The 13,933-nt window shown below is 37.0% G+C and carries 16 protein-coding genes; 11 read left to right on the forward strand and 5 right to left on the reverse strand.

The window, feature by feature from the left end:
- The first annotated feature begins 99 nt into the window (after nt 1–99).
- Complete coding sequence (locus AC3EA5_RS07735) at nt 100–315, forward strand: helix-turn-helix domain-containing protein (protein WP_394191976.1); 216 nt, start codon at nt 100–102, stop codon at nt 313–315.
- 626 nt (nt 316–941) lie between these two features.
- Here the strand turns inward: AC3EA5_RS07735 and AC3EA5_RS07740 are convergent.
- Nucleotides 942–1,202 (reverse strand): DUF1871 family protein, encoded by a 261-nt coding sequence (locus tag AC3EA5_RS07740; RefSeq protein ID WP_488607806.1) that lies wholly within the window; start codon nt 1,200–1,202, stop codon nt 942–944.
- 77 nt (nt 1,203–1,279) lie between these two features.
- On the opposite strand from AC3EA5_RS07740, the gene AC3EA5_RS07745 reads away from it, so the two are divergent.
- The gene (locus AC3EA5_RS07745) at nt 1,280–2,452 is read left to right on the forward strand and encodes a MalY/PatB family protein (RefSeq protein ID WP_488607807.1); all 1,173 of its coding nucleotides are present in this window, start codon (nt 1,280–1,282) and stop codon (nt 2,450–2,452) included.
- Between the two features lie 345 nt (nt 2,453–2,797).
- Here AC3EA5_RS07745 and AC3EA5_RS07750 read toward each other — a convergent pair whose 3' ends face one another.
- Both AC3EA5_RS07750 and AC3EA5_RS07755 read right to left on the reverse strand, forming a co-directional pair.
- Entirely contained in the window at nt 2,798–3,010 is a 213-nt protein-coding gene (locus AC3EA5_RS07750; RefSeq protein WP_394190531.1) for a hypothetical protein, read from the reverse strand.
- A gap of 17 nt (nt 3,011–3,027) precedes the next feature.
- On the reverse strand, nt 3,028–3,618 hold the full coding sequence (locus AC3EA5_RS07755) for a peptidylprolyl isomerase (protein WP_488607965.1): 591 nt from the start codon (nt 3,616–3,618) through the stop codon (nt 3,028–3,030).
- A gap of 286 nt (nt 3,619–3,904) precedes the next feature.
- On the opposite strand from AC3EA5_RS07755, the gene AC3EA5_RS07760 reads away from it, so the two are divergent.
- Together AC3EA5_RS07760 and AC3EA5_RS07765 are read left to right on the forward strand one after the other, a co-directional pair.
- On the forward strand, nt 3,905–5,137 hold the full coding sequence (locus AC3EA5_RS07760) for an MFS transporter (protein ID WP_488607966.1): 1,233 nt from the start codon (nt 3,905–3,907) through the stop codon (nt 5,135–5,137).
- Between the two features lie 77 nt (nt 5,138–5,214).
- Nucleotides 5,215–7,068 carry a transglycosylase domain-containing protein gene (locus AC3EA5_RS07765; RefSeq protein WP_488607808.1) on the forward strand — a complete coding sequence of 618 codons (1,854 nt, stop codon included), beginning with the start codon at nt 5,215–5,217 and terminating at the stop codon, nt 7,066–7,068.
- 69 nt (nt 7,069–7,137) lie between these two features.
- Here the strand turns inward: AC3EA5_RS07765 and AC3EA5_RS07770 are convergent, their stop codons facing one another.
- The gene (locus AC3EA5_RS07770) at nt 7,138–7,701 is read right to left on the reverse strand and encodes a YufK family protein (RefSeq protein ID WP_488607809.1); all 564 of its coding nucleotides are present in this window, start codon (nt 7,699–7,701) and stop codon (nt 7,138–7,140) included.
- A 166-nt stretch (nt 7,702–7,867) separates the two neighbouring features.
- Here AC3EA5_RS07770 and AC3EA5_RS07775 point away from each other — a divergent pair, with 166 nt between their 5' ends.
- Genes AC3EA5_RS07775 through mnhG form a run of 7 tightly spaced genes read left to right on the forward strand, consistent with a single transcriptional unit; the run spans nt 7,868 to nt 13,619 of the window.
- Nucleotides 7,868–10,288 (forward strand): Na+/H+ antiporter subunit A, encoded by a 2,421-nt coding sequence (locus tag AC3EA5_RS07775; RefSeq protein ID WP_488607810.1) that lies wholly within the window; start codon nt 7,868–7,870, stop codon nt 10,286–10,288.
- Nucleotides 10,275–10,697: a Na(+)/H(+) antiporter subunit B gene (locus AC3EA5_RS07780; RefSeq protein ID WP_394190521.1), complete on the forward strand. Its 423-nt coding sequence runs from the start codon at nt 10,275–10,277 to the stop codon at nt 10,695–10,697. The genes AC3EA5_RS07775 and AC3EA5_RS07780 overlap by 14 nt, the downstream gene beginning before the upstream one ends.
- Nucleotides 10,697–11,038 carry a Na(+)/H(+) antiporter subunit C gene (locus AC3EA5_RS07785; RefSeq protein ID WP_488607811.1) on the forward strand — a complete coding sequence of 114 codons (342 nt, stop codon included), beginning with the start codon at nt 10,697–10,699 and terminating at the stop codon, nt 11,036–11,038. The genes AC3EA5_RS07780 and AC3EA5_RS07785 overlap by 1 nt, the downstream gene beginning before the upstream one ends.
- On the forward strand, nt 11,031–12,515 hold the full coding sequence (locus AC3EA5_RS07790) for a Na+/H+ antiporter subunit D (RefSeq protein WP_488607812.1): 1,485 nt from the start codon (nt 11,031–11,033) through the stop codon (nt 12,513–12,515). The genes AC3EA5_RS07785 and AC3EA5_RS07790 overlap by 8 nt, the downstream gene beginning before the upstream one ends.
- Complete coding sequence (locus AC3EA5_RS07795; RefSeq protein WP_488607813.1) at nt 12,516–12,992, forward strand: Na+/H+ antiporter subunit E; 477 nt, start codon at nt 12,516–12,518, stop codon at nt 12,990–12,992.
- Entirely contained in the window at nt 12,992–13,276 is a 285-nt protein-coding gene (locus AC3EA5_RS07800; protein ID WP_488607814.1) for a Na(+)/H(+) antiporter subunit F1, read from the forward strand. Before AC3EA5_RS07795 ends, AC3EA5_RS07800 begins: the two co-directional genes overlap by 1 nt.
- A complete protein-coding gene (gene mnhG, locus AC3EA5_RS07805; RefSeq protein WP_488607967.1) occupies nt 13,263–13,619 on the forward strand; it encodes a monovalent cation/H(+) antiporter subunit G in 357 nt (118 codons plus the stop codon). Before AC3EA5_RS07800 ends, mnhG begins: the two co-directional genes overlap by 14 nt.
- 49 nt (nt 13,620–13,668) lie before the next feature.
- On the opposite strand, the gene AC3EA5_RS07810 is transcribed toward mnhG, so the two are convergent.
- Nucleotides 13,669–13,893: a hypothetical protein gene (locus AC3EA5_RS07810; RefSeq protein ID WP_488607815.1), complete on the reverse strand. Its 225-nt coding sequence runs from the start codon at nt 13,891–13,893 to the stop codon at nt 13,669–13,671.
- Nucleotides 13,894–13,933 lie beyond the last annotated feature (40 nt).

Below are 13,933 nucleotides of genomic sequence, written 5' to 3' on the forward strand. Positions count from 1 at the left end.
TGTGTGCGTAAGACGACTTATTTCCCCATTTATAAAGTCTTACGGTATGATAAGATAGTATCAAGCATATGATGTATGTATGGAAAGGAGTGCATGAAGATGAAACAAGAATTTCACACTCAGCTTCGCTCATTACGCGAAGAACGCAATATGTCTTTAGAAGATTTATCGCTAAAAACAAGAATTGGTGCAGGAAAATTAGAACAATATGAGTCTGGTTCAGAAATCCCTTCAGAACAGGCCATTTTAAAATTATCCAACGCACTCGAAGTTCCAGTTTCAAACTTAATGGATGGACTTCAAGTTAATTCATAATTAGAAAAGACGTAGCTTGTACCGCAAATGGTGCAAGCTACGTCTTTTTTATTGTGATATCAGCTTCTATATACAAATTTAAAAACACATGGTGTCTGTTTGAAACTTTAAACAATCATAAAAGTTGATTTCCATTGCGACGGTCGCTTTCCGGGGGCACGGCTTTAGCCGCTTCCCTCTCAAGCTCGGTCCAGGGTCTAAAGCTCATGCTATTCCCCTCGGAGTCGTCGCCTCCATTCCAATCAATAGAAAAATTTCTACAATCTTTATTCCTAAGAGGTAAACAGTTTTCATATTGTTATAACTTCTGCATAGGTGATCTTTGTAATATGACTTATAGTTTTTAGATAAGAAAATGAATTGAGTTAAATACTCGGTTATTCTTTTATACAATTTGACACATCCTTTCATTTTAGAAAGAGATGTACTTTTTTATATAGATTGAAAAGTTGTAATTTGTGTAGCTCATGTTGTAATTTGTGCAGCTAATGTTGTAAATTTGAAAGCTAAACTTGTAAAAATAGAAGCTATTATTGTAATAGTAGGTATATTGAGCAAAAAAACGGGGAGTCATAAAAGTCATTTCTCATGACTATTATGACTCCCCGTTATAGAATTCAATAATGCTAAACAATACATTTCGCTTCAAATTTCACTGCAATAAGCTTGTATGAAATTTGCATGCATTGCTCAAGTGGAATCCATTTTTCGAAAGAATGTTCATAAATGGTTTGAATCTTTTTTGCAAGATCAGATGGATGATCAATACCTTGTAGTGCTGCCACGACATCTGCCGTTTCTGTATCATACGCTTCCGAGCCTAATTTAAAAGGATCCCAAGAAGCTAGTATTAAAACTGCTCGTCTATTCATCTCTATAGTTTGCATCTTTTTTCACCTATTTACTTTTCTTTAATAAAGGCTATGATACCATATAAATAAAAAAAGGAAAGAAGGGAATTGACGTGAGCTCATTTGATCAAGTATATAATCGTCGCGATACCCGCTCCGTAAAATGGGATTGGATGGAGAAAATTTACGATATTAGCGATGCATCAGATATATTACCTATGTGGGTTGCAGATATGGATTTTGCAGCGCCAACTGTTGTAACTGAGGCTTTACAAGAAAGAATCAATCACCCCATTTTCGGTTATTCATACATATGTGAAGGTTGCAAAACGGCTGTTCAATCATGGTTACATACTAAGCATAACTGGGAGACTGAAACCGAGTGGATGCTCTTTCATCATGGCGTAGTTCCGGCAATTGCAACTGTAGTCGAAACGTTCACCAAACCTGGTGCGAGCATTTTGGTCACACCACCCGTCTATCCGCCATTTTTCAGTATCCCTGAAAAACTCGGGAGAAAAGTCGAAGTAAGTCCATTAAAAGAGTCAGACGGAACCTATGCAATGGATTTCGTTTCATTTGAAGAAAAGTTACGAAACGGGATTGAGCTATTTATTTTATGTAATCCTCATAATCCTGGAGGAATGGTTTGGTCCAAAGAAACGTTAATTGAAATTATCCGCTTATGTGCGAAATACGACACGATGATACTATCTGATGAAATACACGCAGATTTGGTTTATCCAGGACACACACATTATCCTTTAGCATCTTTAGCTGACAATGAAGCAGATCGAATTATTACGTGTGTTGCGCCAACTAAAACATTCAATTTAGCGGGTGTTCAAGCTGCAGTGATGATTGTAACCGATGCTCAAAAGCGTGAACAATTGCGAGACCACGCAGCAGCTCATGGTCAAATGGAATTGAGTCCTTTTGGTGCGACTGCATTAAAAGCAGCTTATGAACATGGCGAACCTTGGCTAGTAGAATTATTAGAAGTTTTATCATCAAATATTGACTATGCAATTGAATCCATTACATCTGCATTACCTAAAGTAAAAATTGCTCGCCCTGATGCAACGTACTTGCTTTGGATTGATTATCGACTTACCGGATTATCTGAAGAAGAAATGATGGAGTTGTTACTTCATAAAGGGAAATTAGCCTTAGAACCGGGCTCTAAGTATGGAGAATCTGGTAGAGGATTCATGCGAATGAATATTGCCTGTCCTCGCAAAACACTTGAAGATGGTGTAGATAGGTTTATACATGCTTTAAGTTAAATTATTTTTCTAAAAAAATAGCCGACCTCGAAAATGGGTCGGCCATTCTAGAATAAGGATATATAATAATATTATTTTTAAATTGATTTCAGTTGATTGAAATGTAGGTGGCGTAAATAAACTGCTCCTGCTCCTGCATCGCTGCGCTAGCTTCGTCGCAAAGATTAGAACCATGGTCCTAATCTTTCCAGCGGAAACAGCACGCACTGAAGACCCTGGACTGAGCATCGCGAGGGAAGCGGCTGAAGAAGTGCCCGCGGAAAGCGTCCGCCGAAATGAAAATCAACATTTTCTATGTCTAAACAAAAATGGCCGACTCCTTAACGGGGTCGGCCATTTCTATTATCATTGATTGTTTTCTTTTTCTAGCTGACGTTCACGCAACACTCTTTCTTCTAATTCCTTCACTTGCTCTTCTTGCTTTTTAGACTTCTTAACAATCCATCTAAAAGTTAATACACAAGCAATTGAAAAAATGATGAAACTGATTGCTGCGGGTATATACTCTGATTTGTCTTCAGGAAAATAGAGAAACAGGATAACCATCCATGAACTCATATTTGACACTTCCTAACTTATTTTTGAAGAACTTCGATCGATTCGATTTTAATATCTTCAAGTGGCTTGTCGCTACCATTTTTTTGAACTGAAGCCATTTCATCAATAACTTCTAATCCTTCAACTACTTGTCCGAAAACTGTGTGACGGTTGTCTAACCAAGGAGTACCACCGTTAGTAGCATATGCTTCTACGATTTCTTCAGGATAGCCAGCATCTTTCATTTGTTTTAACATGCTTGAATCGACACGGCTTGCTTGAACGATAAAGAATTGGCTTCCATTTGTACCAGGTCCAGCGTTAGCCATTGATAAAGCTCCACGTAGGTTGAACGCTTTATCTGAGAACTCATCTTCAAATGTAGAACCGTAAATGCTTTCGCCACCCATACCTGTACCTGTTGGATCGCCACCTTGAATCATGAAATCTTGGATGATTCGGTGGAAGATGATGCCGTCATAATAACCGTTTTCTGCATGAGTAATGAAGTTTTCAACAGTTTTAGGTGCTACCTCAGGGAATAATTTAATTTTGATTGCTCCCATTGTTGTGTTCATAACTACTAATGCTTCGTTTGATGCTACTTCTTTTGATAATTGTGGATACATTTGACTCTCTCCTTTTTCTGAGGCTGAAGTTTTAGTCTCTTCACCAGCTTCATTGTTTTTTTCTGCTTGATCTTCTTTCTTAGTTCCGCAACCTGATAGTATCAGAATTGCACTAAAAATGACCAATAAACCTTGTTTTTTCATTTTCGTTTCACCCTAAGATATTCTATCATATTACTTTTGTTTTTACAGTAATTAAGACATATCACTTTATTCGGAAGCCGAAATGTTTTATAATAGTATGGGTTATGAATGCAATGTTTTTGTTTTAGAAAGAAGTGAACGTATGACCGTACAAAAAAGAAATTTCTATATAATGTTTGTTTCCAATTTTTTAGTAGCCGGCACAGCGACCATGATCATGCCTTTTTTATCACTATATATTAACACAATGGGTGATTTTTCAGATGCTTATGTCCAAAAGTGGTCCGGCATGGTTTTTGGTATTACCTTTGTTTCTGCTTTTTTAATGTCTCCGATTTGGGGTAGAATCGCAGATAAATTCGGATATAAACCAATCCTAATTATCAATGGTTTTGGTATATCTATCAGTATTTTATTGATGGGATTTGTTGATTCTGTTGAAGCGTTTTTCTTCTTGCGTTTGTTTATGGGAATTGTAACGGGTTTCATCCCAACCTCATTGGCTTTTATCAGTTCCCAAACTCCTAAAGAAGTTGCAGGGAAAACGCTAGGTACGTTACAAATGGGGAGTGTTTCCGGAACGTTGTTTGGTCCTGTTCTAGGTGGATTACTTGCTGACTCATTCGGATTCCAATATACATTTGTTATTACCTCAGTTGTCATTTCTTTAGCGGCAGTGCTCGTTATGATCGGAATTAATGAAATCCGCAAAACGCCATCTGCTGACGCACATGTTTACACGAGAAAAACGGTGTTTGCGGGTTTAATGCATCACAGATTGTTGTTACACGTAATGATTATTACTTCGTTAATTCAAATAGGGAATTTTACTATACAGCCCCTATTATCCCTATATGTTGCTGGACTAACTGATTCAACTGATGTCGCGTTTCTGGCAGGTATTACATTTAGTGCTGCTGGAATAGGTAATCTACTATTTGCAAGATATTGGGGTCGATTAGGTGATTCAATTGGGTACGAGAAAGTATTAACCTTCCTACTCTTACTTGCCTTTTTGTTTATCGTCCCTCAAGCATTTGTGACTGAATTATGGCACCTGATTGGATTACGATTGTTATTCGGAATCGCAGTTGGTGGGCTAATCCCGATCACAACTGCACTTGTTAGAAGAGAATCACCTATTGAAATTCAAGGTGAAGTAATGGGTTATAATACAAGTTTTCGCTTTTTAGGAAGTATTATTGGGCCAATGTTTGGTGGAATTGTTAGTGGGTTTATCGGAATATCGTCCGTGTTTTTTGTCACCGGTGCCCTATTCCTTCTATCCTATATAGTTCTCATTTTGACACGCAAAATGCCTGATCAGGATTTTGAAGATGTTTTATTAGAAGAAGAAGCACATCAACGTGCATGAGGTACAATTAGCACACTTTTCTCTATGAAAAGTGTGCTATTCTTTTTGTAGGTATTTACTAGAAAGGAGGTTTCAGGATGAGACAAATTATTGGGATATCGACAATATTATTAGCGTTGCCGATCATGATCTTTTTATATACACAAATAGAAAGTGAAATTCATGCAGCTACTCAGTTTCAAACTCAAGTAAAAAGTTCCATCCAGTTAACGGAACCTTCTTTTTCTTCCCCAGTTGCAATGAAAGATCGAAATGGCAAAATATTTTCAGAAGAATATGTTGAGTGGCGAAAGCCTTTAGAATATGAGGATATTCCTTTCTTTATTCAAGAGCTGTTTATCCAAAGTGAAGATACCGATTTTTATGAACATGTTGGATATGATTTAAGCGCGATTGTTCGTGCTGTTGTTTCAAATTCTTCTGCACAACAATCACAACAAGGCGGTAGTACAATCACTCAACAATTAGTTCGCATGCGTTATTTAACGGAAGAAAAAACCTATGAACGTAAAGTAACCGAGCTTTTATATGCATACGAATTAGAACAAGTTTCATCTAAAGAAAAAATTTTAGAAATGTATATGAATGAAATGTATTTTAGTAATCAAGTTTATGGAATTGGTGCAGCTGCAACCTATTATTTCCAAAAAAATCTAGTCGAGTGTACGGAAGCAGAAATGGCATTTTTAGCGGCCATTCCAAATAACCCATCACTCTATAATCCTCTTAAGAATTTTAATGAGACGAAACTTCGTCAAGAACTTTTACTAGATGTTTTAGCTAAAAATGGGACGATAACGCAAGAACAATCGAATGAATTCAAATCACAAAAAATTACGTTAAAGACAAAACAAAAAGTGCAACAGTATCCATCCTACAGTACATATGTGATTAAAGAATTATCAGATTTAATTGCTGAGAAAGACGGATTTGCTGAACGCTTAGAAAAAGCTCAAGATCCTGCCATGAAAGATTTGATTAAAGCAGAGCTAAAAAGTAAAGTGGATGAAATTGTATCGACTGGTGTAACGATCGAGACGAGTTTAGATCCCCTCAAGCAGCAATCGATAGATCGTAGCTTTAACAAAAAACTAGAGAATACCGAATTGCAAGCATCAGGTGCATTGATTGACAATAAAACCCGGGAAATTATTGCCCTCTATGGCGGTAAGGATTATCGGAAATTCGATTTTCACAGAGCTTATCAAGGTTACCGACAACCTGGTTCAGCGATAAAACCATTACTTGTTTACGCACCTTTTTTTGAAACAACGGAATATTCTCCTGATAGTCAAGTCAATGGAGGGAAATATTGTATAGGAACATTTTGTCCCCAAAATTATGGTGGTGCATTTTATGGAGATGTCCCGATCAAACAAGCCTTTCGATTTAGTTATAATACGCCGGCCGTTCGACTGTTTGAAACCGTTGGAATCGAACAAGCTTTTGGATTTTTAAATCGTTTCCAATTTAGTGAAGTCAACATCGAAGATCATAATTTCCCTGCCGCAATCGGCGGATTTAATAATGGGGTAACTAGTTTACAAATGGCGGACGCTTATTCTAGTTTCATAAATGGACAATATCAACCTACCCGTGCAATCAGATCTGTGAAAAATAAAAATGGGGATATTTTATATGCATGGGATTCAGAAACACAAGAAATTTGGTCAGCTGAGACTATATCCTACATGAGATCTATGCTACAGGATGTTGTAGATAACGGCACTGGCATTGGAGTTCTAGGAGATTCAAGTTATATTGGAGCGAAAACTGGTACTACTAATGATTTTCATGACTTTTGGCTAGCCGGACTAACAGAAGAATATACGGCCACTGTTTGGATCGGATACGATCAACCACGTGATATGGGAGATATTGAATCTGAAAAAATTCACCATTATTTATTCTCGGAGTTAATAAAACGGTAATATCTTTTTAGACATAGCAAAGGGGTGTTCTAGAGGTCACTTTTCGTGACTCTTGGAACACCCCTGTTTTTATTCTAATAAAGGTAAACTTGCCATTAATCCATTGTAAAGTTTCAATAAAACATAGACGACTAATGATATAAATAGACTCCAAACCACTATTTCAAATAAAATCATCCCGACCGTACCAGACATCGTCATCGTATGACTTAACTTATAAATAACATAAATGAAATAGATAAAGGTTGTCACACCAAAGATGAGGATTAAGATCGGCAGTGATTGAATCCCGAGAACAGACGCTAAACCTCCAAAAAAGTAAACGACATATCCACCTCTAGCGTGATGTATGGTATGACCTTCAAAATCTTTAGAGAAAAAAAGCATCGCTAATTCATGAATGGTTTCAGCAATCAATTTTAAAGCTGAAAAAACCATAAAATAGAACAAAGCGAAGACGATTAATAAGAACAATCGTAACTGTAAATCAGACAAAAATTCTCTCATACCGGAATAGACGCCGATTCCTTTAAATAAATCTAATGCTTCCGTAACGGTAAACACACCAAAAGTTAAACTAAATAAGATAATTGTGATCAGTGGTAAATAACCAAAAATATATGGATTTTTCATGAACTTCCCTCATTATCTGCGATGTTTCTTCCTATTTATCATAGCTGAGAAAATACACCATTAGCAACCTTTCCTTTGAGTAGTCACTCATGCAATCCGCCTAAAACTACGCTATACTTGACTTTATAAACAATAAATTTAAATTTCTTAATGAAGGAGGATTAACTTGTCATTTGTACTTTTCATATTCATTCCGATGATTGCGGCTCTTTTCATACCGTTTTTGTTTAAAAAAATTAACGGAATACATACAGGCTGGTTCGCCCTTTTAGTACCGGTCTTTTTGTTTGCTGTATACACAACCTTTTTACCGGAAGTGAGTAAAGGTAAAACATTTACATCCTCTTTACCGTGGATTCCAACGCTTGATATCTCGTTTATTTCCTATATAGACGGTTTAAGCTTGTTATTCTCACTTTTAATTACTGGAATTGGATCGTTGGTTGTGCTGTATTCTATTTTCTATTTAGATAAAACACGCGAACAATTACATAATTTCTATGTTTATTTAATGCTTTTCATGACGGCTATGCTTGGAATTGTTCAATCTGACCACCTGATTAGCTTGTACTTTTTTTGGGAACTAACGTCCATTTCATCGTTCCTTTTAATCGGGTATTGGTATAAGCGAGATCGCTCTAGATTTGGCGCACTCAAATCCATGATGATCACTGTTTTTGGTGGATTGATGATGCTTGGTGGATTTGTTTTACTTTCGATTATGGGTGATACCTATTCGATTCGAGAATTAATTGGACAGGCACCTACTCTCCTTAATCATGAGTGGTTTGTATGGTCGCTCATATTAGTTTTACTGGGTGCATTCACTAAATCTGCACAGTTCCCATTTTATATTTGGTTGCCTGATGCAATGGAAGCACCTACACCGGTTAGTGCTTACTTACATTCAGCCACTATGGTTAAAGCCGGATTATATTTAGTTGCTCGTTTCACACCGATTTATGCGAGTTCAGAAATATGGATTTGGCTAGTTACGGGCATCGGTTTATTAACATTATTTTGGGGTTCATTCTTTGCATTGAAACAAACAGATTTAAAAGGAATTCTTGCTTTCTCAACAGTTAGTCAGCTAGGTTTAATCATGTCATTGCTTGGTGCTGGAGCTATTTCGTTCCATACAGGTGTTGAAGAGAATGACATATTTCAATATGCTGCCTTTGCTGCAATCTTCCATTTGATTAATCATGCAACCTTCAAAGGTAGTTTGTTCATGATTGCAGGGATTGTTGACCATGAAACCGGTACTCGCGATATTCGGAAATTAGGCGGATTAATGAGCTTAATGCCGGTTACGTTTACGATTGCCATGATTGGTAGTTTATCTATGGCGGGTCTTCCCCCATTTAATGGATTCTTAAGTAAAGAAATGTTTTTAACAGGCATGCTTTCGATTACTGAATTTGAGTTCTTTGCTTTTGAAACGTGGGGAATCCTATTCCCAATCATTGCATGGATCGCTAGTGTCTTTACTTTTGTATATAGCTTCTACTTTGTTTTCCGCACCTTTACAGGAAAGCATCAACCTGACTTATTGCCTAAAACAGCACATGAAGCGCCTATTGGGATGCTGATTTCACCTGCTATTTTAGGAACGCTTGTATTACTTATCTTCTTTATTCCAAATCTGATTGGTGATGCCTTGGTTAAACCGGCTGTTTTAGCGATGCAACCATTCTTATATGCAACACCAAGCGATATCGAGATTCATATTAAAGCTTGGCATGGTCCTAATACAGAATTGTTTATGACATTAGGTATTATCATTATTGGTTTCTTGCTCTATTGGACATTGCCTAAATGGCAGCATTTATATGGGAAGTTTCCATCTGGATTTACCTTAAACCGTTTCTATGATAGTTTGATGTTCTTAAGCGAAGTGGGAACGAACCGTGTATCTCGCTTTTACATGACTGGATTCATCCGCTCATACTTGGTGTATATGTTTACTGGAATTGTCTTACTGACAATTTCTACAGTGTTTATTCAAAATGCCTTTGATGTCAGTTTTGCAACCCTTGCGCCGATTCGTTTTTATGAATTAATCATCGCATTGGTATTAATAGCAGGTACAATTACAATTCTTTTAGCAAAATCTAGACTAACTTCTATTATTGCTTTGGGAGCAGTTGGATACTCTGTTGCCTTATTCTTTGTTGTATTTAATGCACCTGACTTAGCCTTAACACAATTAGTTATTGAAACCGTTTCTGTCGCTTTGTTTTTACTCGCTTTTTACCATTTACCAAAATTAAATCGACACGAAAATCGGATGCGTTTCCGCTTAGGGAATGCACTTGTAGCAATTGGTGTGGGTGTGACGGTAACGATTATCGCTTTATCAGCACATTCTCAAAAGCTGGTACCGTCTATTTCTTCTTATTATGAAGATACGGTGTATTCTGAAGCTGGTGGAGGAAACATCGTCAACGTTATTCTTGTTGACTACCGTGGATTTGATACCTTATTTGAAATTGCCGTTTTAGCCATCGCTTCTCTTGGGATTATCGCTATGATTAAATTGCGTTTGACGAAAAAGAAAGAGGTGAATCGCATTGAAAACGAATGATGTTATTTTACAAACAACGACGAAACTCATATTTTTCATCATTTTCCTTTTCTCGATTCACATCTTTTTTGCCGGTCATTATACGCCTGGTGGTGGATTCGTTGGGGGATTGTTAACTGCTAGTGGTATCGTCTTATTGTTGCTAGCATTCGATTTAAAAACAGTCACTACCGCACTTCCGATTAACTACACTGTGATGACAGCAGTTGGATTACTAGTGGCAATCGCTACAGCAGCAGGATCCATTTTCTTTAATGTTCCATTTTTCACACATGCATTTGATTACTTTGAATTACCGTTATTAGGTAAACAGTCTTTACACACTGCAATGTTATTTGATACAGGTGTTTACTTAGTTGTTGTAGGTGTCACAATGACCATTATTCAATCGATTGGAGCTGATGACTAATGGAAATTATTATGAGTTTTGTTATCGGCTTTTTGTTCATGGCCGCTGTTTATTTAATGTTATCTAAAAGTTTATTACGAATTATTATTGGTACTGGCTTACTTAGTCACGGAGCCCATTTGCTTCTACTAACAATGGGTGGTTTAGATGGTGACGCACCACCTGTTGTATCACCAGGTGTTACGAATTATGCTGATCCATTGCCACAAGCGCTTATTTTAACTGCGATTGTTATTAGTTTTGGTGTTACCGCCTTTTTCTTAGTATTGGCGTATCGCTCTTATCAAGAGCTTGAAACTGATAATATGAACTTAATGAGAGGAACTGAAGACCATGATTAATTTACTTTTGTTCCCCATTCTAATTCCATTTCTCTTTGCTTCCATCTTATTGTTATTTCCAAAAAATCGTTTGACACAAAGATGGATTACGTTTGGAACATTACTTTTGACTTTGTTTGTTACCTTTGTTTTATTATTCAAAGTAAAAGCAGATGGTATTCAAGCTATAACACTTGGTAGTTGGCCAGCACCATTTGGTATTTCAATGGTGTCAGATATGTTGTCGGTTTTACTCGTACTATCTTCAACACTCATCACACTTATTGTGGTGTGGTACAGCTTTTCATTTATTGACCGAGATCGTGAATCGTATTTTTACTACCCTGGAATTTTGTTTATGTTAACTGGTGTGAATGGAGCTTTCACCACTGGTGATATCTTTAATATGTTTGTCTTTTTCGAAGTATTGCTAATGTCTTCCTATCTATTGATAGTACTAGGAGGAGAGAAAATACAACTTCGTGAATCCATCAAATACATATTAGTGAATGTCATTTCATCCGCATTATTCGTGGTTACAGTAGCTTACTTATATTCTGTCATCGGAACGCTAAACATGGCTGATATATCTGTGAAAATTGCTGAAGTAAACCAACCAGGTATTATCACTGTTATTGCAGTATTGTTTTTAATGGTGTTTGGACTAAAAGGGGCGATATTCCCTCTCTATTTCTGGTTACCGAGTTCTTACGCCGCTCCACCTATCCCTGTTCTAGCATTGTTCGGAGCGTTGCTAACCAAAGTTGGGGTTTACGCAATCATGCGTACGTATACATTGTTCTTTACGCTTGATCAGGCATTTACTCATGAACTATTGATGATACTTGCCATATTAACGATCGTTGCAGGAAGTATTGGCGCACTAGCTTATTTTGATGTTAAAAAAATCATTATTTACAACATCATTATCGCCGTTGGAGTTATCTTATTTGGTGCTTCACAAATGAATGAACCAGCTTTAATGGGATCTGTGTTTTACTTAATTCACGATATCTTAATCAAAGGCGCACTTTTCCTATTGATTGGTATCATCATTGCCATTACAGGAACTTCTGATTTACGTAAAATGGGTGGATTAATTAAGACATACCCAACTTTAGGATGGACCTATTTAATCGCTGCATTTGGTTTAGCTGGAATTCCTCCACTTAGTGGGTTTGTCGGGAAGTTATTAATTGTTCAAGGTGGATTTGAAGCAGATAATTTATGGGGTAGCATATTCATATTAGCTTCGAGTTTGGTTGTATTACTTTCAGTCATTCGTATATTTATTTATGCATTTTGGGGAGAACCAGTTAAAGTTCAGATGCTATCTTCTAGTGTGTACCGTGGATTATTCATTCCAGCGGTTGTATTAGTTGGAATTAGCGTATTGTATGGAGTTGGCTCTGAGTGGCTTGTACCCTTTATGAGTGACGCTTCAAATGTAATGCTCGATCCAACTATTTATATTAAAGCCGTTTTAGGAGGTGCTTAAATGGCCTTTCAAATTATGATTAATTTTTTAATTGCATTTCTATGGATGTTTTTGACTGTGTCATTTAATGCATCTACATTCATTGTTGGATTTTTACTTGGCGCTTTAATGTTATGGATAACGAAAGGCTTTTTCCCAGGTCGATTTTATATGCACCGAGTATGGGCAGTCATCTGTTTAATAGGATTATTCTTTAAAGAATTAATCAGTGCAAATATTCAAGTTCTTCTTTTAATCGTTCAACCTAAAATGCCAATAAAGCCAGCTATTTTTGCTTTACCGATTGTGTTAGAGAAGGATTGGGAAATTACCTTATTATCTAGTTTAATCACATTAACACCTGGAACCCTTGTGTTAGATGTATCGGAAGATTCTAAAACACTTTATATCCATGCTCTCAATTATGGCGATGCTGACGAAGCGATTGACTCGATCAAAAATACATTTGAGAAAGCCATTCAGGAGGTGAGCAGATAATGATGATCTTTTATTGGGGTGTGGTTATATTAATAAGTCTCTCTATGTTGGCGTTTATTTATCGGCTTATTAAAGGACCTTCTGTACCAGATCGTGTGGTTGCACTCGATTCTCTAGGAGTAGCTCTTATCTGTATGATTGGTATGATTTCAATTTTAGCGGGAACTAGCTTTTTCTTAGAAATCATTTTATTGTTAGCCATATTAGCGTTCATCGGAACGGTTGCATTCTCTAAGTTTCTAGAGAAGGGAGAGATTATTCAACGTGACAATGATATTAGCTAATATTTTAATCATTTCAACGATCGTATTTGGGGTCATTTTTATTTTAGTGACTGCAATTGGTTTAATTCGATTACCAGATGTATACTCTAGAACTCACGCTGCATCTAAAAGTGCGACTCTTGGTGTCATGTTTATCCTGTTAGGGGTATTCTTCCACTTTTGGTTCATCGAAGGCCATGTAAATACTCGAATTCTTTTAGGCATAGTCTTCTTGTTTATAACAGGTCCTGTTGGAGGTCATGTTATTGGTCGATCTGCTTATTTAACAGGCGTTAAAATGTGGGAAGGTTCAGTGAAAGATGAACTCGCACCGGTCCTTGAGGAAAGAAGAAAAAAGCAATAGTAAAAGGCAACAGCTAATCCTTTGAGGGAATAAGCTGTTGCCTTTTTAATTAATAACCACGGTACGGATACCCTCCATAATAGGGTGGGTAATAGTATGGTGGATACTGCTGATAATATTGATAAGGGTAAGGTCGGTATTGAGGATATAAAGTAGAACCTAATAAACTACCAGCAAGTCCTCCCAAGAAAGGTCCCCCAAAAAAGCCGAGACCTCCTCCACCAAATCCGCGTCCAAATCCTCTACCATAGTAGGGACGATAACGATTCACCAAATGTCTCTCCTCCTCTCCTTCCTATCGTATGAATTCAAGG

It is taken from the genome of Paenisporosarcina sp., from assembly GCF_057785155.1.